General features: G+C 65.6%; 36 protein-coding genes. All 36 read right to left on the reverse strand.

Annotated features, from left to right (window positions below):
- Window positions 1-7 precede the first annotated feature (7 nt).
- Window positions 8-382, reverse strand: a complete 375-nt coding sequence (gene rpsM / locus MST3598_RS14080; protein WP_017201568.1) for a 30S ribosomal protein S13 — start codon at window positions 380-382, stop codon at window positions 8-10.
- A gap of 178 nt (window positions 383-560) precedes the next feature.
- Entirely contained in the window at window positions 561-677 is a 117-nt protein-coding gene (rpmJ, locus tag MST3598_RS14085) for a 50S ribosomal protein L36 (RefSeq protein ID WP_005050492.1), read from the reverse strand.
- 64 nt (window positions 678-741) lie between these two features.
- On the reverse strand, window positions 742-963 hold the full coding sequence (gene infA / locus MST3598_RS14090; protein WP_017201569.1) for a translation initiation factor IF-1: 222 nt from the start codon (window positions 961-963) through the stop codon (window positions 742-744).
- Window positions 964-1,127: 164 nt separating this feature from the next.
- Window positions 1,128-1,796, reverse strand: a complete 669-nt coding sequence (locus tag MST3598_RS14095) for a DsbA family protein (RefSeq protein ID WP_021201112.1) — start codon at window positions 1,794-1,796, stop codon at window positions 1,128-1,130.
- Window positions 1,796-2,647: a type I methionyl aminopeptidase gene (gene map / locus MST3598_RS14100; protein ID WP_029258207.1), complete on the reverse strand. Its 852-nt coding sequence runs from the start codon at window positions 2,645-2,647 to the stop codon at window positions 1,796-1,798. The genes MST3598_RS14095 and map overlap by 1 nt, the downstream gene beginning before the upstream one ends.
- Window position 2,648: 1 nt before the next feature.
- On the reverse strand, window positions 2,649-3,254 hold the full coding sequence (locus MST3598_RS14105) for an adenylate kinase (protein ID WP_021201114.1): 606 nt from the start codon (window positions 3,252-3,254) through the stop codon (window positions 2,649-2,651).
- On the reverse strand, window positions 3,251-4,573 hold the full coding sequence (gene secY, locus MST3598_RS14110; protein ID WP_021201115.1) for a preprotein translocase subunit SecY: 1,323 nt from the start codon (window positions 4,571-4,573) through the stop codon (window positions 3,251-3,253). Before secY ends, MST3598_RS14105 begins: the two co-directional genes overlap by 4 nt.
- A gap of 183 nt (window positions 4,574-4,756) precedes the next feature.
- Window positions 4,757-5,392, reverse strand: coding sequence for a 50S ribosomal protein L15 (gene rplO, locus MST3598_RS14115; protein ID WP_021201116.1), 636 nt, complete (start codon window positions 5,390-5,392; stop codon window positions 4,757-4,759).
- Window positions 5,392-5,577, reverse strand: coding sequence for a 50S ribosomal protein L30 (gene rpmD / locus MST3598_RS14120; protein ID WP_017201575.1), 186 nt, complete (start codon window positions 5,575-5,577; stop codon window positions 5,392-5,394). The genes rplO and rpmD overlap by 1 nt, the downstream gene beginning before the upstream one ends.
- Entirely contained in the window at window positions 5,577-6,254 is a 678-nt protein-coding gene (rpsE, locus tag MST3598_RS14125; protein WP_017829196.1) for a 30S ribosomal protein S5, read from the reverse strand. Before rpsE ends, rpmD begins: the two co-directional genes overlap by 1 nt.
- A gap of 20 nt (window positions 6,255-6,274) precedes the next feature.
- Entirely contained in the window at window positions 6,275-6,634 is a 360-nt protein-coding gene (gene rplR / locus MST3598_RS14130; RefSeq protein ID WP_017201578.1) for a 50S ribosomal protein L18, read from the reverse strand.
- A 2-nt stretch (window positions 6,635-6,636) separates the two neighbouring features.
- Entirely contained in the window at window positions 6,637-7,173 is a 537-nt protein-coding gene (rplF, locus tag MST3598_RS14135) for a 50S ribosomal protein L6 (RefSeq protein WP_017829197.1), read from the reverse strand.
- Between the two features lie 6 nt (window positions 7,174-7,179).
- Entirely contained in the window at window positions 7,180-7,578 is a 399-nt protein-coding gene (gene rpsH / locus MST3598_RS14140) for a 30S ribosomal protein S8 (RefSeq protein WP_021201117.1), read from the reverse strand.
- A gap of 132 nt (window positions 7,579-7,710) precedes the next feature.
- Window positions 7,711-8,301 (reverse strand): 50S ribosomal protein L5, encoded by a 591-nt coding sequence (gene rplE, locus MST3598_RS14145; RefSeq protein WP_021201118.1) that lies wholly within the window; start codon window positions 8,299-8,301, stop codon window positions 7,711-7,713.
- Complete coding sequence (gene rplX, locus MST3598_RS14150) at window positions 8,301-8,660, reverse strand: 50S ribosomal protein L24 (protein WP_021201119.1); 360 nt, start codon at window positions 8,658-8,660, stop codon at window positions 8,301-8,303. Before rplX ends, rplE begins: the two co-directional genes overlap by 1 nt.
- A 2-nt stretch (window positions 8,661-8,662) precedes the next feature.
- A complete protein-coding gene (gene rplN / locus MST3598_RS14155) occupies window positions 8,663-9,031 on the reverse strand; it encodes a 50S ribosomal protein L14 (RefSeq protein ID WP_017201583.1) in 369 nt (122 codons plus the stop codon).
- Complete coding sequence (gene rpsQ / locus MST3598_RS18775) at window positions 9,028-9,360, reverse strand: 30S ribosomal protein S17 (RefSeq protein WP_021201120.1); 333 nt, start codon at window positions 9,358-9,360, stop codon at window positions 9,028-9,030. Before rpsQ ends, rplN begins: the two co-directional genes overlap by 4 nt.
- The gene (rpmC, locus tag MST3598_RS18780) at window positions 9,360-9,677 is read right to left on the reverse strand and encodes a 50S ribosomal protein L29 (RefSeq protein WP_017829202.1); all 318 of its coding nucleotides are present in this window, start codon (window positions 9,675-9,677) and stop codon (window positions 9,360-9,362) included. Before rpmC ends, rpsQ begins: the two co-directional genes overlap by 1 nt.
- Window positions 9,677-10,096, reverse strand: coding sequence for a 50S ribosomal protein L16 (gene rplP / locus MST3598_RS14170; protein WP_017829203.1), 420 nt, complete (start codon window positions 10,094-10,096; stop codon window positions 9,677-9,679). Before rplP ends, rpmC begins: the two co-directional genes overlap by 1 nt.
- The gene (gene rpsC, locus MST3598_RS14175) at window positions 10,096-10,851 is read right to left on the reverse strand and encodes a 30S ribosomal protein S3 (RefSeq protein WP_017201587.1); all 756 of its coding nucleotides are present in this window, start codon (window positions 10,849-10,851) and stop codon (window positions 10,096-10,098) included. The genes rplP and rpsC overlap by 1 nt, the downstream gene beginning before the upstream one ends.
- The gene (gene rplV / locus MST3598_RS14180) at window positions 10,851-11,249 is read right to left on the reverse strand and encodes a 50S ribosomal protein L22 (RefSeq protein WP_021201121.1); all 399 of its coding nucleotides are present in this window, start codon (window positions 11,247-11,249) and stop codon (window positions 10,851-10,853) included. The genes rpsC and rplV overlap by 1 nt, the downstream gene beginning before the upstream one ends.
- Window positions 11,249-11,530: a 30S ribosomal protein S19 gene (gene rpsS, locus MST3598_RS14185; RefSeq protein WP_017829205.1), complete on the reverse strand. Its 282-nt coding sequence runs from the start codon at window positions 11,528-11,530 to the stop codon at window positions 11,249-11,251. Before rpsS ends, rplV begins: the two co-directional genes overlap by 1 nt.
- Before the next feature lie 12 nt (window positions 11,531-11,542).
- Complete coding sequence (rplB, locus tag MST3598_RS14190) at window positions 11,543-12,382, reverse strand: 50S ribosomal protein L2 (protein WP_017201590.1); 840 nt, start codon at window positions 12,380-12,382, stop codon at window positions 11,543-11,545.
- A gap of 20 nt (window positions 12,383-12,402) precedes the next feature.
- Entirely contained in the window at window positions 12,403-12,726 is a 324-nt protein-coding gene (rplW, locus tag MST3598_RS14195; protein ID WP_017829206.1) for a 50S ribosomal protein L23, read from the reverse strand.
- Window positions 12,723-13,385, reverse strand: a complete 663-nt coding sequence (gene rplD, locus MST3598_RS14200; protein ID WP_021201122.1) for a 50S ribosomal protein L4 — start codon at window positions 13,383-13,385, stop codon at window positions 12,723-12,725. The genes rplW and rplD overlap by 4 nt, the downstream gene beginning before the upstream one ends.
- A 2-nt stretch (window positions 13,386-13,387) precedes the next feature.
- Window positions 13,388-14,047, reverse strand: a complete 660-nt coding sequence (rplC, locus tag MST3598_RS14205) for a 50S ribosomal protein L3 (RefSeq protein ID WP_021201123.1) — start codon at window positions 14,045-14,047, stop codon at window positions 13,388-13,390.
- 8 nt (window positions 14,048-14,055) lie between these two features.
- A complete protein-coding gene (rpsJ, locus tag MST3598_RS14210; protein ID WP_017201594.1) occupies window positions 14,056-14,364 on the reverse strand; it encodes a 30S ribosomal protein S10 in 309 nt (102 codons plus the stop codon).
- A gap of 846 nt (window positions 14,365-15,210) precedes the next feature.
- Window positions 15,211-15,423 carry a hypothetical protein gene (locus tag MST3598_RS14215; RefSeq protein WP_021201124.1) on the reverse strand — a complete coding sequence of 71 codons (213 nt, stop codon included), beginning with the start codon at window positions 15,421-15,423 and terminating at the stop codon, window positions 15,211-15,213.
- A gap of 183 nt (window positions 15,424-15,606) precedes the next feature.
- Entirely contained in the window at window positions 15,607-16,797 is a 1,191-nt protein-coding gene (gene tuf, locus MST3598_RS14220) for an elongation factor Tu (RefSeq protein WP_017829210.1), read from the reverse strand.
- Between the two features lie 150 nt (window positions 16,798-16,947).
- On the reverse strand, window positions 16,948-19,062 hold the full coding sequence (gene fusA / locus MST3598_RS14225) for an elongation factor G (RefSeq protein ID WP_021201125.1): 2,115 nt from the start codon (window positions 19,060-19,062) through the stop codon (window positions 16,948-16,950).
- Between the two features lie 87 nt (window positions 19,063-19,149).
- On the reverse strand, window positions 19,150-19,620 hold the full coding sequence (gene rpsG, locus MST3598_RS14230) for a 30S ribosomal protein S7 (protein ID WP_017201608.1): 471 nt from the start codon (window positions 19,618-19,620) through the stop codon (window positions 19,150-19,152).
- A gap of 5 nt (window positions 19,621-19,625) precedes the next feature.
- Window positions 19,626-19,994 carry a 30S ribosomal protein S12 gene (rpsL, locus tag MST3598_RS14235; RefSeq protein WP_017201609.1) on the reverse strand — a complete coding sequence of 123 codons (369 nt, stop codon included), beginning with the start codon at window positions 19,992-19,994 and terminating at the stop codon, window positions 19,626-19,628.
- A gap of 232 nt (window positions 19,995-20,226) precedes the next feature.
- Window positions 20,227-20,874 (reverse strand): hypothetical protein, encoded by a 648-nt coding sequence (locus MST3598_RS14240; protein ID WP_029258210.1) that lies wholly within the window; start codon window positions 20,872-20,874, stop codon window positions 20,227-20,229.
- An 81-nt stretch (window positions 20,875-20,955) separates the two neighbouring features.
- On the reverse strand, window positions 20,956-21,387 hold the full coding sequence (locus MST3598_RS14245; protein ID WP_029258211.1) for a hypothetical protein: 432 nt from the start codon (window positions 21,385-21,387) through the stop codon (window positions 20,956-20,958).
- 68 nt (window positions 21,388-21,455) lie between these two features.
- Entirely contained in the window at window positions 21,456-22,484 is a 1,029-nt protein-coding gene (locus MST3598_RS14250) for a hypothetical protein (RefSeq protein WP_029258212.1), read from the reverse strand.
- Between the two features lie 135 nt (window positions 22,485-22,619).
- The gene (locus MST3598_RS18550) at window positions 22,620-22,772 is read right to left on the reverse strand and encodes a hypothetical protein (RefSeq protein WP_021201129.1); all 153 of its coding nucleotides are present in this window, start codon (window positions 22,770-22,772) and stop codon (window positions 22,620-22,622) included.
- Between the last annotated feature and the right edge of the window lies 1 nt (window position 22,773).

The following is a 22,773-nucleotide window of genomic DNA, read 5'->3' on the forward strand; positions in this document are numbered from 1 at the left end:
GCCGCGCTTAGCGGGCCTTCTTCTTGCCTGCGACGGTGCGCTTCGGGCCCTTGCGGGTACGGGCGTTGGTCTTGGTGCGCTGACCACGGACCGGGAGACCACGACGGTGGCGGATGCCCTCGTAGGAGCCGATCTCGACCTTGCGGCGGATGTCTGCTGCAACCTCGCGGCGCAGGTCACCCTCCACCTTGTAGTTGCCTTCGATGTGGTCGCGGAGGGCGATCAGCTGGTCGTCGCTGAGGTCCTTCACGCGGATGCTCTCGTCGATGTCCGTCGCCTTGAGGATCTCGACCGAGCGGGTACGGCCGACGCCGTAGATGTAGGTAAGGGCGATCACCACGCGCTTGTCGCGCGGGATGTCAACGCCGGCAAGACGTGCCATGCGGTTCTCCTGGGTGTTGTGGAGGTGTGGAACAGGATCGGTGCCCGGGCCTCCGCCCCGAGGTGTCCCCCGCTTCCGCGAGTTCTGATCCTGCCGTTGTGTTTTCAGTTGTGAGATGTGCGTGAGCGATGCCGCGCAGCGCGGGCCCGTCGATCAGACCGGCGGGCCCGCCAGGGACTCAGCCCTGGCGCTGCTTGTGACGCGGGTTGCTCTTGCAGATCACCATGACGCGGCCGTGACGGCGGATCACCTTGCAGTGATCGCAGATGGGCTTGACGCTGGGGTTGACCTTCATGATGTTTCCTGTTCGCTGTCTTCGTACCGCCCCGGGCAGGGGCAGGCCGTTACTTCTCGACCGATCAGCGGTAGCGGTAGACGATACGGCCGCGGGTCAGGTCGTAGGGGCTGAGCTCCACGACCACACGGTCCTCGGGGATGATACGGATGTAGTTCTGCCGCATCTTGCCGGAGATCGTTGCAAGGACCTTGTGTCCGTTGCTGAGCTCAACGCGGAACATCGCGTTGGGCAGAGCCTCGGAGATCACGCCCTCGATCTCGATGACACCGTCTTTCTTAGCCATAGCCTCGCTGACGCTTCTGCAGATCGGTCGATCTGCGGTGGGTGATTGGTTTGTGGTGCTGCACCGCCGGACACGCCGAATCAAGGCACAAAGCACCAAAGATCTATGTTAGACGCTCCGGAGCCATCCGGCAACTTGACGGCCAGGGCCGGGAAGCCGCCGGTTCAGCTGATCAGGTCGGTGAACTTCTTCAGGTCGGCCTGGTCCTGCAGGTTGAGGCGCGTGCCGTTGATGTCCACCGTCGGCGTGCCGGCGATCTCGTGGGACTTCGCCTGCGCCGCACCGAACTTGCGGTACGTCTCGTCGGTGATGCACGAGACCGCGTCGTCCGCACCGACCTGGGTCGCGAAGCCGGCCAGCTGGTCGTTCGTCAGACCTGTCGAGTTCTCCTCGGGCTGGTTCTCGAAGAGCGTCTTGGCGAAGTCGAGGTACAGGTCAGGGTTCGACTCGGCGACGCAGAACGCGGCACCTGCCGACCGTGAGGAGTACTCGGTGCCCTGCGAGAAGCGGTCGAGGATCGCGATCGGGTGGTACTCGAGCGTGATGCGGCCGTCGGCAGCCGCGGCTTCGAGCTGAGCACCGAACTGGTCCTCGAAGGTCTTGCAGACCGGGCACTGGAAGTCGACGAACACCGCGATGGTGTCTTCACCGTCGCCGAACGAGACCGCACCGGTCTCGGAGTTGAAGGTGTCGTTGGCCTTCGGCGCCGCGCCGGGCGAGGTCGCCTGGTTGTTGAGGAACACCACGAGTCCACCGATCGCCACCAGCACCACGACCACGGCGATGGAGACGCCGATCGCGAACCAGTTGGTGTTGCTCTTCGCCGCTGCCATTACTTTCCGATCTCTCGAGGCTCGACCCCGAACGGGGCGAGTCCGGCTCTTCCACCATCGGGCGCAGTCAGCACCCAGATACCCCCATCATGCAGGGCGACGCTATGTTCCCAATGGGAGCCGTCCGTACCGTCGACCGTCGTGACGGTCCAGTCGTCCTCCTCGATGAAGGTCGCCTCCCCGCCGGCGGTGACCATCGGCTCGATCGCGAGCACGAGGCCGGGCTTCACGTCTTCACCGCGGTCGGGTGTGCGGTAGTTGAAGACGCTGGGGGCTTCGTGCATCTTGCGACCGATGCCGTGTCCGACGTACTCGCGCAGGATGCCGTAGGGCTCACCGGTAACGGCGGACGGTCCCTGCGCCTCGATGTAGTCCTGGATGGCCGCACCGATCTCGTCGATCGACGACACGGACGCCATGGCGGCGATTCCCGCCCACATCGACCCCTCGGTCACGCGGGAGAGCTCTTCGCGCTGGGCGACGAGCTCCGGGCGCTCCGGGTCGGGCACGACGACCGTGATCGCGCTGTCGCCGTTCCACCCCTGGAACTGCGCACCGCAGTCGACCGACACGATGTCACCCGGCTGGAGCACCCGCTCCCCCGGGATCCCGTGGACGACCTGCTCGTTCACCGAGATGCAGGTCGTGTGGTGGTAGCCGCGCACCAGCTGGAAATTCGACTCGGCGCCGCGGGCGAGGATCGTGCGGTTCGCCACGGTGTCGAGTTCGAGGGTGGTGACGCCGGCCTTGATCAGGGGGCGGACGGCGTCCAGTGCCGCTGCCGTGATCAGCCCGGGCTCCACCATCGCCCGCAGCTGAGCCGGGGTCTTGTAGATCGACCGGCGGAACATCTCAGGAGGCGGAGGCCGCGAGACGCAGACCGCGCGCGGCCAGGGCCTCGGCGATACGCTCGGTGATCTCGTCGAGGGAGCCGACGCCGTCGATACGGTCGACGATGCCCTTGGCCCCGTAGACCTCGAGGATCGGGGCGGTCTCGCGCTCGTAGATGTCGAGGCGGTGGCCGATGGCCTCCGGGGTGTCGTCGGAGCGTCCCTGCTCGGTCGCACGGAGTGTCAGACGCTCCAGACTCTCCTCGCGCGGCACGTCGAGGAGGATGACGGCGTCGAGCGCCTGTCCCCGTTCGGCGAGGAACGACTCGAGGTGGGCGACCTGCGCGGTGTTGCGCGGGTAGCCGTCGAGCAGGAAGCCGTGAGCGGCATCCTCCTGTGACAGGCGGTCGCGCACGATCTCGCTCGTCAGCTCGTCCGGAACGAGGTCGCCCTTGTCGAGGATCGCCGTGACCTGCTGCCCGAGGGGCGTCCCCTCCTTGATGTTCGCCCGGAAGATGTCGCCGGTCGAGACGACCGGGATGCCGTAGGACTCGGCGATGCGCACGCCCTGCGTGCCCTTGCCGGAGCCCTGCGGGCCGACGATGAGAAGACGTGCGGATGCTGTCATCGGAGGAGCCCTTCATAGTGTCGCTGCTGCAGCTGCGCGTCGATCTGCTTGACCGTCTCGAGACCCACACCGACGATGATGAGGATCGAGGCGCCGCCGAACGGGAAGTTCTGGTTGGCGCCGACGGTGGCCAGAGCGATGAGCGGGATGAGCGCGATCAGACCGAGGTACAGGGAGCCGGGGAGCGTGATGCGGGTGAGCACGTAGTCGAGGTACTCGGCCGTCGGGCGGCCCGCGCGGATGCCGGGGATGAAACCGCCGTACTTCTTCATGTTGTCCGCGACCTCGACCGGGTTGAACGTGATCGCCACGTAGAAGTACGTGAACCCGATGATCAGCAGGAAGTACGCGGCCATGTACACCGGGCTGTTGCCCGACGTGAAGTTCGTCGTGATCCAGGTCACCCAGGCGGCCGGAGTCGATCCGTCCTGCGGGGTGTTGAACTGCGCGATGAGTGCCGGGATGTACAGCAGCGACGAGGCGAAGATCACGGGGATCACACCCGCCATGTTCACCTTGATCGGGATGTAGGTGTTCGTGCCGCCGTAGGTGCGTCGACCCACCATGCGCTTGGCGTACTGCACCGGGATGCGTCGCTGGGATTGCTCGACGAACACGACGAGCCCCATCACGATGATTCCGACCAGCAGCACCAGCAGGAAGACCTCGAAGCCCTTGGTCTGCCAGATGAGGCTCATGGCACCGGGGAACGTGGCGGCGATCGAGGTGAAGATGAGCAACGACATGCCGTTGCCGATGCCGCGCTCGGTGACGAGCTCGGCGAACCACATGATCAGGCCGGTACCGGCCGTCATCGCCATGATGATGAGCAACTGCGCCCACCACACGTCGTTCGTCAGCAGCTGCTGGCAGGCCGCGAGATCGGTCGTGCCGAAGAGCTGGCCGCTGCGGGCCACCGTGACGAGAGTCGTCGACTGGAGCAACGCGAGGGCGATCGTGAGGTAACGCGTGTACTGGGTCAGACGGGCCTGGCCGGCCTGTCCTTCCTTGTGGAGCGCCTCGAAGTGCGGGATGACCACGCGCAGGAGCTGCGTGATGATCGTCGCGGTGATGTACGGCATGACGCCGAGCGCGAAGATCGACAGCTGCAGCAGCGCGCCGCCGGAGAAGAGGTTGACCAGTCCGAGCAGCCCATCGGTGCCCGCGTTGGCGGCAAGACACTCTTCGACGTTCGGGAAGTTCACGAACGGCGCCGGGACGTTGGAGCCGAGCCGGTAGATCGCAACGATGGCGAGTGTGAAACCGATCTTCCGACGCAGGTCGGGGGTGCGGAAGATCCGCGCGATGGCGCTAAACAAGGACGTTCCTCCTGAAAAGGTTGCCGATTCCCGAAGGACGGCTGAAAGACCAGGGTAACGCAAACCGGGCTTCCCGGAATTCGCCACCGATACCAGGCCCGCCGGATGCGGCCCCAGAGCGAGGTCTCGGAGTGTGAAACCACAAGAGGGGCCGGAGAATCTCCGACCCCTCTTGCTAAGCGGTTACTTGACGGATCCGCCAGCCGCGACGATCTTCTGCTCGGCAGAACCCGAGACCTTGTCGACCGAAACGGTGAGCTTCACGGCGATGTCGCCGTTTCCGAGAACCTTGACCTTCTCGTTCTTGCGAACGGCACCCTTGGCGACCAGGTCGCCGATGGTGACATCGCCACCCTTCGGGTACAGCTCCGCGAGCTTCTCCAGGTTCACGACCTGGTACTCCACGCGGAACGGGTTCTTGAACCCGCGCAGCTTCGGGGTGCGCATGTGCAGCGGCATCTGCCCACCCTCGAAGCCGACGCGAACGGTGTTGCGCGCCTTGGTGCCCTTGGTTCCACGGCCAGCGGTCTTACCCTTGGAGCCCTCACCACGGCCGACGCGAGTCTTGGCGGTGTTGGATCCGGGCACGGGACGCAGGTGGTGCACCTTCAGCACGCCGGGGCGGGACGCCGGAGCATCCTTCTTCGGCGCAGCCTTCTTGGCGGCCGGCTTCTTGGCAGCGCCCTCAGCCTTGGCGTCGGCGGCAGCGGTCTTGGCCGGAGCCTTCTTCGCGGCCGGCTTCTTCTCGGCGGCAGCCTTGGGAGCTGCAGCCTTCTTCGTGGCCTTCTCAGCCTCGACGGCCTCGTTCTTCTCAGCCATTAGTCGATCTCCTCAACCTTGACGAGGTGGGCGACGGTCTTGACGTAACCGCGCGTCTGCGCGTCGTCGGGGCGGACGGTGGTGTCACCGATCCGCTTCAGACCGAGGCTGCGCAGCGTGTCACGCTGGTTCTGCTTCTCGCTCACCTTGGACTTGATCTGCGTGACCTTCAGTCGCGCGGCCATCAGGCACCTACCTTCTGTGCGGCGATGGCCTCGGCCTCGGCGCGCACGAGGCGCGCAGGGGCGACCTGGTCGAACTCGAGGCCACGACGCGCGGCGACCGCACGAGGCTCCTCGAGCTGCTTCAGGGCGGTGACCGTCGCGTGCACGATGTTGATCGTGTTCGACGAGCCGAGCGACTTCGACAGCACGTCGTGGATACCGGCGCACTCGAGCACGGCGCGGACCGGACCACCGGCGATGACACCGGTACCGGCAGCGGCCGGACGGAGCAGGACCACACCAGCGGCCGCCTCACCCTGCACGGGGTGCGGGATGGTGCTGCCGACGCGCGGAACGCGGAAGAAGTTGCGCTTGGCCTCTTCGACACCCTTCGAGATCGCCAGAGGGACCTCGCGGGCCTTGCCGTAGCCGACGCCGACCAGACCGTTGCCGTCACCGACGACCACGAGGGCGGTGAAGCTGAAGCGACGACCACCCTTCACGACCTTCGAGACGCGGTTGATGGTGACGACGCGCTCCAGGAACTGGTTGTCGCCACGGTCACGAGAGTTGCGGTCACGGCCGCCACCCTGGTTGCGGTCACGACCGCCGCGGCGGCCATCACGCGAATCGCGAGCCGGCTCAGCCTGCGTAGTGCCGGCAGCCGTCTCGGAAGTGGCAGCAGCCGCTTCGGTCACTTCGTTCTCCTTGTTGTCACTCACAGTGCCAGACCCCCCTCGCGGGCGCCGTCGGCGATGGCGGCGACACGACCGGCGTAGCGGTTGCCGCCACGGTCGAACACTGCCTCGGAAACGCCGGCAGCCTTCGCACGCTCGGCGAGGAGCTCGCCGACCTTGCGGGCCTTGGCGGTCTTGTCACCCTCGAGCGAGCGCAGGTCGGTCTCGAGCGTCGAAGCCGACGCCACGGTGTGACCCTTGCTGTCGTCGACCAGCTGCACGAAGACGTGGCGGGCCGAGCGGTTGACGACGAGACGCGGACGCGCCTCAGTGCCGACGACCTTCTTGCGAAGGCGGGCGTGACGACGCGCGCGGGCGTCAGACTTTGACTTGAGAGCCATGGTTACTTACCACTCTTTCCGGCCTTGCGACGCACGTTCTCGCCGGCGTAGCGCACACCCTTGCCCTTGTACGGCTCGGGCTTGCGGATCTTGCGGATGTTGGCAGCTGCCTCGCCGACAGCCTGCTTGTCGATCCCGCTGACGGTGAGCTTGGTGGTGCCCTCGACCGTGAGCGTGATGCCGGCGGGCGGGTCGATCAGAACCGGGTGCGAGAAGCCGAGGGCGAACTCGACCGAGCTGCCCTTCTGCTGCACGCGGTAACCGGTGCCGACGACCTCGAGACCCTTGGTGTAGCCCTGGGTCACGCCGATGATGTTGTTGTTGATGAGCGTGCGGGTCAGGCCGTGAAGCGACCGCGACTCGCGCTCGTCGTCGGGACGGGAGACCAGAACCTGGTTCTCCTCGACCGCGACCTCGATGGGGCTGGCCACCGTGAGGGTGAGTTCACCCTTGGGGCCCTTCACCGCGACCTCGCGGCCGTCGACCGAAACGGTCACGCCCGCGGGAACGTCGATGGGAAGTCGTCCAATACGCGACATTTCGAATTACCACACGTAGGCGAGAACTTCTCCGCCCACGCCCTTCTGCTCTGCCTGACGGTCGGTGAGAAGACCGGAGGAGGTGGACAGGATCGCCACGCCAAGGCCGCCGAGGACCGTGGGAAGCTCGGTCGACTTCGCGTAGACGCGGAGACCGGGCTTCGAGACGCGCTTGATGCCAGCGATGGAGCGCTCACGGTTGGGACCGTACTTCAGCGTCAGCGTGAGGTTCTGTCCGACGCGGGCGTCAGAGGTCTCCCAGCCGGCGATGTAGCCCTCCTGCTGGAGGATCTGAGCGATGTGCGTCTTGAGCTTGCTCGACGGCAGGGTCACGGAATCGTGGTGCGCCGAGTTCGCGTTGCGCAGACGGGTCAGCAGATCTGCGACCGGGTCTGTCATTGTCATTGTTGATTTCCTTTGTTCATGAGGTTCCGGCTGCCGTTACACGACAGACGGCCTGCGATGACACGCAATTTTCAATTGTACGTGCACATCGACGGGCTCAGTGACACGAGACCACTGAGCCCGTCGAGGGTGTTACGCCTGTGCGTCTTCCGAGCGGAACGGGAATCCGAGGTGACGGAGCAGTGCCCGGCCCTCTTCATCCGTCTTCGCGGTGGTGACGACGGTGATGTCGAAACCGCGAACCCGGTCGATCTTGTCCTGATCGATCTCGTGGAACACGCTCTGCTCCTGGAGACCGAAGGTGTAGTTGCCGTTGCCGTCGAACTGCTTGCCCGAGAGACCGCGGAAGTCGCGGATACGGGGCAGCGCGAGCGAGACGAGGCGATCCACGAACTCCCACGCGCGGTCACCGCGGAGGGTGACGTGCGCGCCGATGGCCTGACCCTCGCGCAGCTTGAACTGCGCGATGGACTTGCGAGCCTTCGTGACGATCGGCTTCTGGCCGGTGATCTTGGTGAGATCGTCGACCGCGCCATCGATCACCTTGCTGTCGCGAGCTGCCTCGCCGACACCGGTGTTCACGACGACCTTGACCAGTCCGGGGATCTGCATGACGTTCGCGTAACCGAACTCGTCCTGCATCGCCTTCTTGATCTCGGTGTTGTACTTCTGCTTCAGGCGCGGCTGGATCTTGCCAGCCGGCGCGGCAGTGTCGGTGCTCATCAGAGGTCCTTACCGCTCTTCTTCGCGTAGCGCACGCGGACGGTGCGCTTGACGCCGTCCTTGGTCTGCTCCTCGACCCGGTGGCCGACCTTGGTCGGCTTCTTGGTCGAGGGGTCGACGAGTGCGACGTTCGAGATGTGGATGGAGGCTTCGACGGTCTCGATGCCTCCGGTCTTGGTGCCACGCTGCGTCTGGCCGACGCGGGTGTGCTTGGTGACGTAGTTCACGCCTTCGACGATGACGCGGTTCTTGTCGGAAAGGACGTCGAGGACCTTGCCCTGCTTGCCGCGGTCGCCGCCACGCTCCTGCGTGGCACCGGTGATGACCTGAACCAGGTCACCCTTCTTGATCTTCGCCATGATTAGATGACCTCCGGCGCCAGCGAGACGATCTTCATGAACTTCTTGTCGCGAAGCTCACGACCGACCGGCCCGAAGATACGGGTGCCGCGGGGCTCCCCGTCGTTCTTCAGGATCACTGCGGCGTTCTCGTCGAACTTGATGTAGGAGCCGTCCGGGCGACGGACCTCCTTCTTGGTGCGGACGATGACCGCCTTGACGACATCGCCCTTCTTGACGTTGCCACCGGGGATCGCGTCCTTGACGGTCGCGACGATGGTGTCGCCGAGTCCCGCGTAACGGCGCTTCGAGCCACCGAGAACGCGGATGGTGAGCAGCTCCTTGGCGCCGGTGTTGTCGGCGACCTTGAGTCGGGATTCCTGCTGGATCACTTGGCCTTCTCCAGAATCTCCACCAGGCGCCAGCGCTTCGTGGCGCTCAGCGGGCGGGTCTCGTTGATCAGGACCAGGTCGCCGATGCCGGCGGAGTTCGCCTCATCGTGCGCCTTGACCTTCGAGGTGCGGCGGATGACCTTGCCGTAAAGCGGGTGCTTCACGCGGTCCTCGACCTCGACCACGATGGTCTTGTCCATCTTGTCGCTGACGACGTAGCCGCGACGTGCCTTGCGGTAACCGCGGGCAGCGGAGTCGCGGACGTCGTGCTCGGACGACTCGTGTCCTGCGGCCTGCGTCTCCACAGTCGCTTCCTTCTTGGTGGCCATCACTCAGCCTCTTCCTTCACGGCGTCGTCGGCGGAGTCCGCCTTCTTCGCCTTCGACTTGGTCGCCTTCTTGGCCGGAGCCTCGACCGGAGCGGGCGTCGCACGGATGCCCAGCTCGCGTTCGCGGATCACGGTGTAGAGGCGCGCGATGTCGCGCTTGACGGCGCGGATGCGGCCGTGGCTCTCCAGCTGGCCGGTGGCCGACTGGAAACGGAGGTTGAACAGCTCCTCCTTGGCCTTGCGCAGCTCCTCGACGAGGCGCTGGTCTTCGAATGTGTCGAGCTCTGCCGGGGCGAGCTCCTTGGTGCCGATCGCCATTACGCGTCGCCCTCCTCGCGCTTGATGATGCGTGCCTTGAGCGGCAGCTTGTGAATTGCACGGGTCAGAGCTTCGCGTGCGAGCTCCTCGTCGACACCCGCGACCTCGAAGAGGACACGGCCCGGCTTGACGTTGGCGACCCACCACTCGGGGGAACCCTTACCGGAACCCATGCGGGTTTCGGCAGGCTTCTTCGTGAGCGGACGGTCGGGGTAGATGTTGATCCACACCTTTCCACCACGCTTGATGTGACGGGTCATCGCGATACGAGCGGACTCGATCTGACGGTTCGTCACGTAAGCGGGCGTGAGGGCCTGGATACCGTACTCGCCGAAGGAGACCTTCGTGCCGCCGGTGGCCTGACCCGAGCGACCCGGGTGGTGCTGCTTGCGGAACTTGACCTTACGGGGGATGAGCATTATGCCGACGCTCCTTCTGCGACAGGTGCCTCGTTGCGCGGGGCACGGCGGCGGTCGCCACCACGGTCGTCACGACGAGCCTTGGGTGCGTTGGCCTGCTCGCGAGCGAGCTCCTTCGCGGTCAGGTCGCCCTTGTAGATCCAGACCTTCACGCCGATGCGGCCGAAGGTGGTCTTCGCCTCGTAGAAGCCGTAGTCGATGTTCGCGCGCAGCGTGTGCAGCGGCACACGACCCTCGCGGTAGAACTCCGAACGGCTCATCTCGGCGCCGCCGAGGCGGCCGGAGACCTGGATGCGGATGCCCTTGGCGCCGGCGCGCTGCGCGCCCTGCAGACCCTTGCGCATCGCACGACGGAACGCCACACGAGCAGAGAGCTGCTCGGCGATGCCCTGTGCGACCAGCTGAGCGTCGGCCTCGGGGTTCTTGACCTCGAGGATGTTCAGCTGGATCTGCTTGCCCGAGAGCTTCTCGAGGTCGCCGCGGATGCGCTCGGCCTCGGCCCCACGACGACCGATCACGATGCCCGGACGGGCGGTGTGGATGTCGACGCGGACGCGGTCACGGGTGCGCTCGATCTCGATGTTCGAGACACCGGCGCGGTCGAGCTGCGTCTTGAGCAGGTTACGGATCTTGATGTCTTCGGCGACGTAGTCGGCGTAGCGCTGACCCGGCTTCGTCGAGTCAGAGAACCAACGCGAGACGTGGTCCGTCGTGATGCCGAGACGGAAGCCGTACGGGTTTACCTTCTGTCCCATTACTTGCTCGCCTTCTTGTTGCTGTCGCCCGTGGCGGCCGGAGCTGCCTCAGGCGTCGAGAGCACGACCGTGATGTGGCTCGTGCGCTTCTTGATCTGGAAAGCGCGACCCTGAGCACGGGGCTGGAAACGCTTGAGCGTGGTGCCCTCGTCGACGTACGCGTTGGCCACGTACAGGTCCTGCTCGTCGAGGAACTCGCCGTCGCGATCCGCCTTCACCTGCGCGTTGGCCATGGCCGACGCGACAAGCTTGTAGATCGGTTCGCTGGCGCTCTGCTGTGCGAACTTGAGGATCGCGAGAGCTTCCTGTGCCTGCTTGCCCTTGATGAGCGCGACGACACGACGAGCCTTCTGAGGGGTCACGCGGATGTGTCGCACGCGTGCGATCGATTCGACCATTAGCGGCGCCGCCCCTTCTTGTCGTCCTTCTCGTGGCCGCGGAAGGTGCGGGTGGGCGCGAACTCGCCCAACTTGTGACCGACCATGGTCTCGGACACGAACACAGGGATGTGCTTGCGTCCGTCGTGGACCGCGATCGTGTGACCCAGCATGGCCGGGATGATCATGGACCGACGGGACCAGGTCTTGATGACGTTCTTGGTGCCGGCTTCGTTCTGCACGACCACCTTGCGAAGCAGGTGATCGTCGACGAAGGGGCCCTTCTTAAGACTGCGAGGCATCTTCTCTTACTCCTACTTACGCTTCTTGCCGGCGTTACGACGACGCACGATGTACTTGTCGCTTTCCTTGTTGGCGTGACGGGTACGACCCTCAGCCTGGCCCCACGGGGAGACGGGGTGACGACCACCGGAGGTCTTACCCTCACCACCACCGTGCGGGTGGTCGACCGGGTTCATCGCGACACCACGCACGGTCGGGCGGACGCCCTTCCAGCGCATGCGGCCGGCCTTACCCCAGTTGATGTTCGACTGCTCGGCGTTGCCGACCTCGCCGATGGTCGCGCGGCAGCGCGCATCGACGTTGCGGATCTCGCCCGAGGGCAGACGCAGCTGGGCGTAGGGGCCGTCCTTGGCGACGAGACGGACGGATGCACCGGCCGAACGTGCCATCTTCGCGCCGCCGCCGGGGCGGAGCTCGATCGCGTGGATGACGGTACCCGTGGGGATGTTCTTCAGCGGGAGGTTGTTGCCGGGCTTGATGTCAGCCCCGGCACCCGACTCGACAATGTCGCCCTGCTTCAGCTTCGCCGGAGCGAGGATGTAGCGCTTCTCACCGTCGAAGTAGTGCAGCAGCGCGATGCGCGCGGTGCGGTTGGGGTCGTACTCGATGTGAGCGACCTTGGCGTTGACGCCGTCCTTGTCGTTACGACGGAAGTCGATGACACGGTACTGGCGCTTGTGGCCACCACCGATGTGACGGGTCGTGATGCGGCCCTGGTTGTTGCGACCACCGGTCTTCGAGAGCGGGCGCAGCAGCGACTTCTCCGGCGTCGATCGAGTGATCTCGGCGAAGTCAGCCACCGACGAGCCGCGACGGCCCGGGGTCGTGGGCTTGTACTTGCGAATAGCCATTATTGTCCTTATCCCCCGGATCAGCCGATTGCCGTGAAGATGTCGATGGTGCCCGACTTCAGGGTGACGATGGCGCGCTTGGTGTCCTTGCGCTTGCCGGTGCCGAAGCGGGTGCGGCGTGCCTTGCCGACGCGGTTGAGGGTGTTGACCCCTGCGACCTTGACGCCGAAGATCTTCTCGATGGCGAGCTTGATCTCGGTCTTCGAAGCGCGCGGGTCGACGAGGAAGGTGTACTTGCCTTCATCGATGAGACCGTAGCTCTTCTCGGACACGACCGGCTTCAGGATGATGTCGCGCGGGTCCTTGTTCAGGGCCGTCTGGAGAACAGATGCCTGCTCGCTCATGCGGAGACCTCCTGGTTGGCGCCGGACTTGGAGGCGATGAAGCCCTCGAGCGCGGCCTGGGTGAAGACGATGTCGTCGGAGACGAGCACGTCGTATGCGTTGAGCTGGTCGAACGTCAGCACGTGCAGGTTCGACAGGTTGCGGATGCTCTTCAGCGTCACGTCGTCGTTGCGCTCGATCACGACGAGCACGTTCTTCGACGAGACGACGTTGGTGAGGAAGTTCACCGCGGTCTTGGTCGAAGGCGTTCCGTCGATCCCGAAGGACTCGATGGCGTGGATGCGGTCACCGCGGAAGCGGTCGCTGAGCGCGCCCAGCAGGGCGGCGGCGATCATCTTCTTGGGGGTGCGCTGCGAGTAGTCGCGCGGCTTGGGGCCGTGCACGATGCCACCACCGGTCATGTGCGGCGCGCGGATCGAACCCTGACGGGCGTTACCCGTGCCCTTCTGCTTGAAGGGCTTGCGACCGGCACCCGAGACCTCGCCACGACGCTTGGTCGAGTGCGTGCCCTGGCGAGCCGCCGCGAGCTGCGCGACGACGACCTGGTGGATGAGCGGGATGTTCGTCTTGGCGTCGAACAGCGCGGCGGGAAGCTCGATCGAGCCTGCCTTCTTGCCGTCTGCCTTGAGGACGTCGAGCGCGAGAGTGGAGTCAGCCATGATCAGGCACCCTTCACTGCGTTGCGGACATAGACGATGCGGCCACGAGCACCGGGGACTGCGCCCTTGACGAGCATGAGTCCCTTCTCGATGTCGATGGAGTGCACCGTGAGGTTGAGGACGGTCACGCGCTCGCCACCCATACGGCCGGCCATGCGCATGCCCTTGAAGACGCGGCTCGGGGTCGACGATGCGCCGATCGAGCCGGGCTTGCGGTGGTTGCGGTGCGAACCGTGCGAAGCCGAGACGCCCTTGAAGTTGTGACGCTTCATGACACCGGCGAAGCCCTTGCCCTTGCTCGTGCCGACGACGTCGACGAGCTGGCCCGCTTCGAAGGTGCCGTCGACCGTGAGCTCCTGGCCCAGGTTGTAGTCGCCGGCGTCCGCGGTGCGGATCTCGGTGACGTGACGACGCGGCGTGACGCCGGCTGCCTCGAAGTGAGCGGAGAGCGGCTTGTTGACCTTGCGGGGGTCGATCTGGCCGTACGCGATCTGCACGGCGTTGTAGCCGTCCTTCTCGGGCGTGCGGACCTGGGTGACCACGTTGGGTGCCAGCTCGATGACGGTGACGGGAACGAGCTTGCCGCTCTCGTTCCACACCTGGGTCATGCCGAGCTTCGTGCCCAGCATGCCCTTGGAAACCTTGGAGTTGATGTCAGCCATGTCGAACCTCAGAGCTTGATCTCGATGTTGACATCGGCCGGCAGGTCGAGACGCATCAGCGAGTCGACGGCCTTGGGCGTCGGGTCGACGATGTCGATCAGACGCTTGTGGGTGCGCATCTCGAAGTGCTCGCGGCTGTCCTTGTACTTGTGCGGCGACCGGATGACGCACACGACGTTCTTCTCGGTCGGAAGGGGCACGGGGCCGACGACGGTTGCGCCCGCACGGGTCACGGTGTCGACGATCTTGCGTGCGGACGTGTCGATGACCTCGTGGTCATACGACTTCAGGCGAATGCGGATCTTCTGTCCCGCCATTGTCTGCTCTCTCTCTTTAAGCGTCTTACCGACCGGGACCGGGTGGCCCTGGGGCATTGGACGCACGTCGGCGCTGTTCGCGCCTCGGCACGAGAACGACCCTCGCGAGTCGATCTGCTGCACCACTGTTCTTCTGTCAGCCGGAAGCCGTGAGGCGACCGGATGCCGACCTTCCGCCGCGCACGGCGGAAGCCTTCGTGAAGAAGGGTGTCGGGGTGTGTTCTGCTACCCGCGGCCTAGAACCCTGCACCGTCCCGGAGGAGGCGCCGTCTATGCACTGCCCTGGCAGTGATCCGACGCACGCACAGCGGCGACGGAATATCGAACCTGTCTATTCTGCCACGGCTGATTTCACTTGTGCAAACCCGGGCGTGTCGCGGTCTGTCGAACGCGACTCCAGACGGTGCGTGAACAGGTCAGAGTGCGGGAGATAGCGGGGCGAGGCATCCCCATGCCTCGCCCCGCTTGGGGAGGGCGTTCAGTGCGAGGGGGCACACCGAACGCGAGTAGCCCGGCGTGAAGGGACGCCGAACTCCTCGACCGAGGGCGCGGCGGAAGACCCGCCGCGCAGGCGGGGTGACGCTCAGGCGCAATGAGTGCGCGCGTCGCACGATGATCCCCAAGATCGCATATCCCCAGTTTGTACGCGGAACTCCGCGTGCTTCGGGAAACCGAACCCCTTCGGCTCCCCCGACCGCAAGATCCCCAGGCGGTCGAGACGATCCTACTGGATACAACCGTGAATGCGCCACATCCGACGACATTCCGGCACGGACGCTGCCCCTCCAGCACGCACGAGCGGCGACCCACAGGTGGTGGATCGCCGCTCAGGGCTTGCGGTCTTTCTTACTCGTTGCCGACGGCCTTGTCAGCGCCGTCGCGGATCTCATCGATCTTGTCCGCGGCACCGGGGGCGATCTTCTTGGCGAAGTCCGCGACGCCGTCGAGCACCTTGTCGCTGATGTCCTCGGCCTGCTCGCTCTTGACGGCCTCGGCGATCTTGTCCTTGTTCTGCTCGTACAGATCCTTGCCCTTGTTCACGGCGTCTTCGATGCCCATGTGATTCCCCTTCTGAAGGTGTGCCGCCGACCGATCGAGCCGACCACACTCATTGTGCATGTCCACCCCGGCAAACGGAACCCTCGCGTCCCGGGTCGACGACAGCACCGCGCCCCACAGGGCGGCATCGACGACAAAGGGGCCGGACCCGAAGGTCCGACCCCTTTGCGAGGAAGCAGATGCTTACTTGATGATCTTCGTGACCGTACCGGCGCCGACGGTGCGTCCACCCTCACGGATGGCGAAGCCGAGGCCCTCCTCCATGGCGATCGGCTGGATCAGCTCGACCGTCATGTCGGTGGTGTCGCCGGGCATGACCATCTCGGTGCCCTCGGGCAGCGAGATGACGCCGGTGACGTCGGTGGTGCGGAAGTAGAACTGCGGGCGGTAGTTCGTGTAGAACGGGTTGTGACGGCCACCCTCGTCCTTGGACAGGATGTACGCGGTGCCCTCGAAGTCGGTGTGCGGCGTGACCGAACCCGGCTTGACGATGACCTGACCGCGCTCGACGTCCTCACGCTTGGTGCCGCGGAGCAGCAGACCACAGTTCTCGCCGGCCCAGGCCTCGTCGAGCTGCTTGTGGAACATCTCGATACCCGTGACCGTGGTCTTGACGGTCGGACGGAGTCCGACGATCTCGACCTCGGAGTTGATGGCCAGCGTGCCACGCTCGGCGCGACCCGTGACGACGGTTCCACGACCGGTGATCGTGAAGACGTCCTCGACGGGCATCAGGAACGGCTTGTCACGGTCACGCTCCGGGTCCGGAACGCTGTCGTCGACAGCCTGCATCAGGTCCAGGATCGCCTGGGTCCACTTCTCGTCGCCCTCGAGGGCCTTGAGAGCGGAGACGCGGACGACAGGAGCGTCCTCGTCGAAGCCCTGGCCGGCGAGCAGCTCGCGGACCTCGAGCTCGACGAGCTCCAGGATCTCCTCGTCGTCGACCATGTCGGACTTGTTCAGCGCGACCAGCAGGTACGGAACGCCGACCTGCTTGGCGAGCAGCACGTGCTCACGCGTCTGAGCCATGGGGCCGTCGGTGGCGGCGACCACGAGGATCGCGCCGTCCATCTGAGCCGCACCGGTGATCATGTTCTTGACGTAGTCGGCGTGGCCGGGAGCGTCAACGTGCGCGTAGTGGCGCTTCGGGGTCTCGTACTCGATGTGCGAGATGTTGATGGTGATACCACGCTGGCGCTCTTCCGGCGCCGAGTCGATGGAAGCGAAGTCACGCTGCACGTTGGTGTCGGACGGGTACTTGTCAGCAAGCACCTTCGAGATCGCTGCGGAGAGCGTGGTCTTGCCGTGGTCGACGTGACCGATCGTTCCGATGTTGACGTGCGGCTTGGTCCGCTCGAACTTGGCCTTAGCCACTGGGTCCTCCTCAGGACGTCGTTGTAGAGGTGACCGGGCACTGGTTTGCGACCGGTTCTCTACGGGTTAGGTTCTCAGTTTAGTAGAGAGGGAATGTGAAGTTGTAGGTGTCCTGGGAGCCGGACCGGGGCCCGGCTCCCAGAAGGACGATTACTCGCCCTTGGTCTTCTGGACGATCTCGTCGGCCACCGCGCGGGGAACCTCAGCGTAGCTGTGGAACTCCATCGAGTAGACGGCGCGGCCCGAGGTCTTCGAGCGCAGGTCGCCGATGTAGCCGAACATCTCGGACAGCGGGACCTGAGCGCGGACGACCTTGACGCCTGCGGCGTCTTCCATCGACTGGATCTGGCCACGACGCGAGTTCAGGTCGCCGATGACGTCGCCCATGTACTCCTCGGGAGTACGGACCTCGACGGCCATCAGCGGCTCGAGCAGCACGGGGTTGGCGCGACGAGCGGCCTCCTTGAAGCCCATGGAGCCCGCGATCTTGAACGCCATCTCCGAAGAGTCGACGTCGTGCGCTGCACCATCGACGATAGTCGCCTTGACGCCGACCATCGGGTAGCCCGCGAGCACGCCGACGTTCATCGCGTCCTGGAAACCGGCGTCGATCGAGCCGATGTACTCACGAGGGATGCGACCACCGGTGACGGCGTTCACGAACTCGTAGGTCTTCTCGGAGTCGAGGTCGAGCGGCTCGATGGTGAACTGGATCTTTGCGAACTGTCCAGAACCACCGGTCTGCTTCTTGTGCGTGTAGTCGTGCTTCTCGACGGTCTTGCGGATCGTCTCGCGGTACGCCACCTGCGGCTTGCCGACGTTGGCCTCGACGTTGAACTCGCGCTTCATGCGGTCCACGAGGATGTCGAGGTGCAGCTCGCCCATGCCCTTGATGGTCGTCTGACCGGTCTCGGGGTTGAGCTCGGTGCGGAAGGTCGGGTCCTCTTCAGCGAGCTTCTGGATTGCGACACCCAGCTTCTCCTGGTCGGCCTTGGTCTTCGGTTCGATCGCGACCTCGATGACGGGCTCGGGGAACGTCATCGACTCGAGGACGACCGGAGCCGTCGGGTCGGTGAGGGTGTCACCCGTGGTGGTGTCCTTGAGGCCGATGACCGCGTAGATGTTTCCGGCGGTGACCGAGGGAACCGGGATCTCCTTGTTGGCGTGCATCTGGAAGATCTTCCCGATGCGCTCCTTCTTGTTCTTGGTCGAGTTGACGACCGCAGAACCGGAGTCCAGGTGACCCGAGTAGACGCGCACGTAGGTGAGGCGACCGAAGAACGGGTGCACGGCGACCTTGAACGCGAGGGCGGCGAACGGGTCATTGGCGTCGGGGTGACGCTCGATGATCGTGTCGTAGTCCTTCGGGTCGTGCGCCTCGATCGAGCCCACGTCGAGCGGGTTCGGGAGGTAGTCGACGACCGCATCGAGCATCGGCTGGACGCCACGGTTCTTGAACGCGGAACCGCAGAGCACCGGGTAGATCTCGCTGGCGACGGTCAGCTTGCGGATCGCGCCCTTGATCTCGGCGACCGTGAGCTCCTCGCCACCGAAGAACTTCTCGAGCAGCGCGTCGTCGGTCTCGGCGACGGTCTCGAGGAGCTGCTGGCGGTACTCCGCTGCCTTCTCCTTGAGGTCCTCCGGGATCTCCTGGATCTCGTAGGAGGCGCCCATGGTGACATCACCCTTGGCGTCTCCGGCCCAGACCAGTGCACGCATCTCGATCAGGTCGACGACGCCGATGAAGTCGCTCTCCGCGCCGATGGGCAGCTGGATCACGAGCGGCTTGGCACCGAGGCGGTTGATGATGGTGTCGACAGTGAAGTAGAAGTCGGCGCCGAGCTTGTCCATCTTGTTGACGAAGCAGATGCGCGGGACGTTGTACTTGTCGGCCTGACGCCAGACGGTCTCGGACTGGGGCTCGACGCCCTCCTTGCCGTCGAACACGGCGACCGCACCGTCGAGCACGCGGAGCGAGCGCTCCACCTCGACCGTGAAGTCCACGTGGCCGGGGGTGTCGATGATGTTGATCTGGTTCTTGTTCCAGTAGCAGGTCACGGCGGCAGACGTGATCGTGATGCCGCGCTCCTTCTCCTGCTCCATCCAGTCGGTGGTCGACGCGCCATCGTGCGTCTCACCGAGCTTGTGGTTGACGCCCGTGTAGAACAGGATGCGCTCGGTCGTCGTGGTCTTGCCGGCATCGATGTGCGCCATGATGCCGATGTTGCGGACCTTGCTCAGGTCCGTGAGCACGTCTTGTGCCACAGGAGTGTCCTTATCTTTTCGAGCAGTCGTACTGCGAAGAGGGGGTGCCCGCCCCGCGGCGAGTGGCCGAGGGGCGGGCGAAGCTGTTTACCAGCGGTAGTGAGCGAACGCGCGGTTCGACTCGGCCATCTTGTGCGTGTCCTCGCGGCGCTTGACCGCGGCACCCAGGCCGTTGGATGCGTCGAGGATCTCGTTCTGCAGACGCTCGGTCATCGTCTTCTCACGACGGCCCTTCGCGTAGCTCACGAGCCAGCGCAGAGCGAGCGTGTTGGCGCGGTGAGGCTTGACCTCGACCGGCACCTGGTAGGTCGAGCCACCGACGCGGCGGCTGCGGACCTCGAGGGTCGGGCGCACGTTGTCGAGCGCCTTCTTCAGCGTGGCGACGGCGTCCTGACCGTTCTTCGCCTCGACGCCGCGGAGGGCGCCGTAGACGATCGACTCGGCCAGCGACTTCTTGCCGTCGACGAGGATCTTGTTCACCAGCGAGGTGACGATCGGTGCGCCGTATACCGGGTCGTTGACGACGGGGCGCTTCGGGGCGGGTCCCTTACGAGGCATCTAACTCAACCCTTCTTCGCGCCGTAGCGGGAACGAGCCTGCTTACGGTTCTTGACTGCCTGGGTGTCCAGGGCGCCACGGACGATCTTGTAACGCACACCGGGGAGGTCCTTGACACGACCGCCACGCACGAGCACGAGCGAGTGCTCCTGCAGGTTGTGACCCTCACCGGGGATGTACGCGGTGACCTCGGTGCCGTTGCGGAGCTTCACACGAGCGACCTTGCGCATCGCCGAGTTCGGCTTCTTCGGGGTGGTGGTGTAGACGCGGGTGCAGACCCCGGCCTGCTGCGGGTTCGACTTGAGCGCCGGCGCCTTGGTCTTGGTGACCTTGGGCGAGCGACCCTTGCGAACCAACTGCTGAATGGTTGGCACGTTCTCTCCTCATAGTGCTGCACGGTGACAGCGTGATGGGTTTCACATCATGACCCACCGGCACGCCGGAACCGACGAGCTTTTGGTGTGATGGGTATGCCGTGGGGGCGGACCGGCATGGTGCCGGCGCCCAGCGCACACGCGGAGGCGTGCACACACCTGATCAAGTGTAATGCCGCGTAACGTAGCGGTCAAATGAGCGCAACTCCGGCCGCGCGGCCCGAGTGCAGGATCAGGGCAGATCGGGATCGAACGGCGAGTCCAGCGATTCGGTCAGCTCAGCCAGCAGTGCCTCGATCTGCGGTTCGACGTGCTGAGAGATCGCGGCCTGGATGTGTATGCGATGACGCAACAGGATCCCGCAGATCTCGCGGCCGACCATGTTGGCGTACTCGTCGGCGAGGGCGACCTCCTGACGGAGGGCGATCTTCGCCTCCTCCGTGAGCGGGGGCAGTGCGGGCAGCGCGGCGGCGGATTCGTCTGCGAGCCCCGCGATCGTGAACAGGAACGGTGCTCCGGGCACCGGATCCGGATCGAGGGGCAGCCCGTCGAACTCGGGATCGAGGTCCTCGGCCGGGCGGTAGCTGCGGGCGCGGTTCCGTGCAGCCTGCTGATCCAGCTCGCGCTGCAGCATCGGCAGATTCCGCGCCGTGTACTCCGCGACGGCGTGATCGACGATGGTCTTGATACGCGTCGAGAGGCCGTGCTGCACGCCGTGCGGCACGTTGGCACCGATACCGGCTGCGGAGAGGATCGGCGATCCGAGGCACCGGCGGCATGGCGCGACGCGACCACGATGGGTTGCCGGCTCCCAGCGCGGCACCCAGCGCAACCATGCCTCCACGGCCTGGTCCACCTGCGTCTCCAACGAGCGCTCCACCCCACCAGAGTACGGCGCGTCGCCCGTCACCGTCGCGATTTCCCGGTCCCGGCGGGGCGCGGAGGGAGGATCGCTCGGACGTCATTCCTCTTCGTCGCGCTCCCACGGCCAACGCGGATGCTCGGCGCGCGTGCGACGCAGCGCGATCCCACCCCATCCGGCGATCAGGCCCGCCAGCACGAGGACGGCGCTCGCGCCGCCTCGCACGAGACCGCCGGCGACCGCTGTCGCGAGCACGATGCTCCCGGCGCCGACGAGGACGGCGACCCATACCGCGACCAGATGGACGAGGCCGGCGACCAGCGCGATCGCGATCGTGGCGACATACGACGGATGCGGTCGACGCAGAGTGGACCACAGCACGAGCGCGAACGAGACGACCGCCGCGATCATGCCGACCACGCCAGGGGTCTGGCCGAGATCGGGGACCGCGATGATGTCCGTGTCGGTGGCGATGCTCACGGCGCCGAGCCCGAACACCGCGAGCGCGAAGAAGCTGATGGTGGCGAGCACCACCGCCAGGATGGCCGAAACCCCCGCGGACTCGGGTCCCCGGGGGTTCGGCGTGGTGGAGTTCGTGATTACCTCGACAGCGTCGGGCCGGCCTCGAGCGTGCGCTCGTACTCGCGCTGCGCCTCGGCATTCAGCTCGGTCTTGCGAGCACCGCTTCGGGCGACCCAGGCACCGAACCAGATGGTCAGCTCGCGGGCGAACACGAAGGCCGCGATCGCGAGCGGGGCGACCATCTGCTCCCCGACGAGGTCGAGTCCCTGGCTGGCGCTGAGCTTCCAGAACGGAGCTTCGAAGAGCTGCCCGAGGATGTGGCCCCCATACGCGATGACGCCGACGATGAGGCCGAAGACGACCCAGAGGCCCCAGCGTCCACGGTTGATGACCGCACCCAGCAGCCAGAATCCGAGGAAGAACACGACGACGGGCGTCCAGAACCCCCATGTCATCAGGGGTGCGATCGCGGTCTGGCCGATGTTCTCGCCGGTCACATCTCCGGCGATGGCACCGAGTCCGAGCGCAGCCCCCAGGTAGAGCACCGCGAAGACGAGTGTCGCCAGGAGTCCGATGGCTCCCGCGGTGCCGCGGTTGCCGCGGTCACGGGGCGGTTCGGGCGCCTGGACGAAGATGGGCTGCGGCTGTGCGGCAGCGGCGACGAGCGGCTCCGACGGGACGACGCGCGTCTCGAGCTCATCGCCGTACTGGGCATACGCCGCACCGGCCATCCCCGACTGCTCGTGGCCGAACGGGACGGGCTCGCCCACGACGGGCTCGGGGTAGAACGAGGTGGTCTCGGCGTCGGCCTGAGCCCTGACCTCGTCGGCGTAGTCGCGCGACGGAGCGACCGGAGCAGGCGTCACGGCCGGCGGCGGGGAGGCGAACGTACCGGGGTGATCACGCTCGGCCTCCTCGAAAGCGGCGAGGTCGGGGTCGACCGGCGTTGCGACGGGCTTCTGATCGATGCCGTCGTTCACGCCGTCGTTGTTGCCGGGAACGCCAGCACCCGCAGCCGCAGCGGCGTCCAGGCCTTCGTTCGCACTGCCGACGACGTCGTCAACGTCAGCCGGCTTCTCGGGCTGGGGAACGTTGGGGTCACTCATGGGGTGCGCCTCTCATCGGATACGTGCACTGCGAGGGTACCTCCGCGCGAACGACCGCTCGCGGAGGCGTGCCGACGTGTCGTCATACGCGGAGACGCGTCGTCATCCGCGAGGACCGGTCGTCGTGACGCGGGTTCAGGGGAGCGCGCTGCGCAGCGCATCGCCCGCGAACTGCGCGAGCACGGGGACCATCGGCAGGGACAGCCACACGAGAGCCCCGATGATGCCGACGCACACGATCCCGGCGAACCAGCTCATCCCGAGGTTGCGTCCCCCCACCCGTGCCATG

Source organism: Microbacterium sp. TPU 3598 (genome assembly GCF_002356155.1).
Classification (GTDB): Bacteria; Actinomycetota; Actinomycetes; order Actinomycetales; family Microbacteriaceae; genus Microbacterium; species Microbacterium maritypicum_A.

Excerpts from the sequence above, each read along its gene's own strand:
- map (WP_029258207.1), bottom strand. The coding sequence starts at position 2,647 with ATGTTCCGCCGGTCGATCTACAAGACCCCGGCTCAGCTGCGGGCGATG.
- rpsQ (WP_021201120.1), bottom strand. The coding sequence starts at position 9,360 with ATGGCCACCAAGAAGGAAGCGACTGTGGAGACGCAGGCCGCAGGACAC.
- rpmD (WP_017201575.1), bottom strand. The coding sequence starts at position 5,577 with ATGGCCGCGCGACTGAAGGTCACGCAGATCAAGTCCAAGGTGAGCGAG.
- rplE (WP_021201118.1), bottom strand. The coding sequence starts at position 8,301 with ATGAGCACCGACACTGCCGCGCCGGCTGGCAAGATCCAGCCGCGCCTG.
- rpsJ (WP_017201594.1), bottom strand. The coding sequence starts at position 14,364 with ATGGCGGGACAGAAGATCCGCATTCGCCTGAAGTCGTATGACCACGAG.
- rpsG (WP_017201608.1), bottom strand. The coding sequence starts at position 19,620 with ATGCCTCGTAAGGGACCCGCCCCGAAGCGCCCCGTCGTCAACGACCCG.
- rplB (WP_017201590.1), bottom strand. The coding sequence starts at position 12,382 with ATGGCTATTCGCAAGTACAAGCCCACGACCCCGGGCCGTCGCGGCTCG.
- MST3598_RS14105 (WP_021201114.1), bottom strand. The coding sequence starts at position 3,254 with ATGACAGCATCCGCACGTCTTCTCATCGTCGGCCCGCAGGGCTCCGGC.
- rplR (WP_017201578.1), bottom strand. The coding sequence starts at position 6,634 with ATGGCTCTCAAGTCAAAGTCTGACGCCCGCGCGCGTCGTCACGCCCGC.
- rpsC (WP_017201587.1), bottom strand. The coding sequence starts at position 10,851 with ATGGGACAGAAGGTAAACCCGTACGGCTTCCGTCTCGGCATCACGACG.
- rpsS (WP_017829205.1), bottom strand. The coding sequence starts at position 11,530 with ATGCCTCGCAGTCTTAAGAAGGGCCCCTTCGTCGACGATCACCTGCTT.
- rplD (WP_021201122.1), bottom strand. The coding sequence starts at position 13,385 with ATGGCTGACTCCACTCTCGCGCTCGACGTCCTCAAGGCAGACGGCAAG.
- rplO (WP_021201116.1), bottom strand. The coding sequence starts at position 5,392 with ATGGCTGAGAAGAACGAGGCCGTCGAGGCTGAGAAGGCCACGAAGAAG.
- MST3598_RS14250 (WP_029258212.1), bottom strand. The coding sequence starts at position 22,484 with ATGAGTGACCCCAACGTTCCCCAGCCCGAGAAGCCGGCTGACGTTGAC.
- infA (WP_017201569.1), bottom strand. The coding sequence starts at position 963 with ATGGCTAAGAAAGACGGTGTCATCGAGATCGAGGGCGTGATCTCCGAG.
- rplW (WP_017829206.1), bottom strand. The coding sequence starts at position 12,726 with ATGAGCGAGCAGGCATCTGTTCTCCAGACGGCCCTGAACAAGGACCCG.
- rplF (WP_017829197.1), bottom strand. The coding sequence starts at position 7,173 with ATGTCGCGTATTGGACGACTTCCCATCGACGTTCCCGCGGGCGTGACC.
- MST3598_RS14095 (WP_021201112.1), bottom strand. The coding sequence starts at position 1,796 with ATGGCAGCGGCGAAGAGCAACACCAACTGGTTCGCGATCGGCGTCTCC.
- rplC (WP_021201123.1), bottom strand. The coding sequence starts at position 14,047 with ATGGCTGACATCAACTCCAAGGTTTCCAAGGGCATGCTGGGCACGAAG.
- rplV (WP_021201121.1), bottom strand. The coding sequence starts at position 11,249 with ATGGTCGAATCGATCGCACGCGTGCGACACATCCGCGTGACCCCTCAG.
- rpsH (WP_021201117.1), bottom strand. The coding sequence starts at position 7,578 with ATGACAATGACAGACCCGGTCGCAGATCTGCTGACCCGTCTGCGCAAC.
- rpmC (WP_017829202.1), bottom strand. The coding sequence starts at position 9,677 with ATGGCGATCGGCACCAAGGAGCTCGCCCCGGCAGAGCTCGACACATTC.
- MST3598_RS18550 (WP_021201129.1), bottom strand. The coding sequence starts at position 22,772 with ATGGCACGGGTGGGGGGACGCAACCTCGGGATGAGCTGGTTCGCCGGG.
- rpsM (WP_017201568.1), bottom strand. The coding sequence starts at position 382 with ATGGCACGTCTTGCCGGCGTTGACATCCCGCGCGACAAGCGCGTGGTG.
- rplP (WP_017829203.1), bottom strand. The coding sequence starts at position 10,096 with ATGCTCATCCCCCGTAAGGTCAAGTTCCGCAAGCAGCACCACCCGGGT.
- rplX (WP_021201119.1), bottom strand. The coding sequence starts at position 8,660 with ATGGCGAAGATCAAGAAGGGTGACCTGGTTCAGGTCATCACCGGTGCC.
- MST3598_RS14215 (WP_021201124.1), bottom strand. The coding sequence starts at position 15,423 with ATGGGCATCGAAGACGCCGTGAACAAGGGCAAGGATCTGTACGAGCAG.
- rpmJ (WP_005050492.1), bottom strand. The coding sequence starts at position 677 with ATGAAGGTCAACCCCAGCGTCAAGCCCATCTGCGATCACTGCAAGGTG.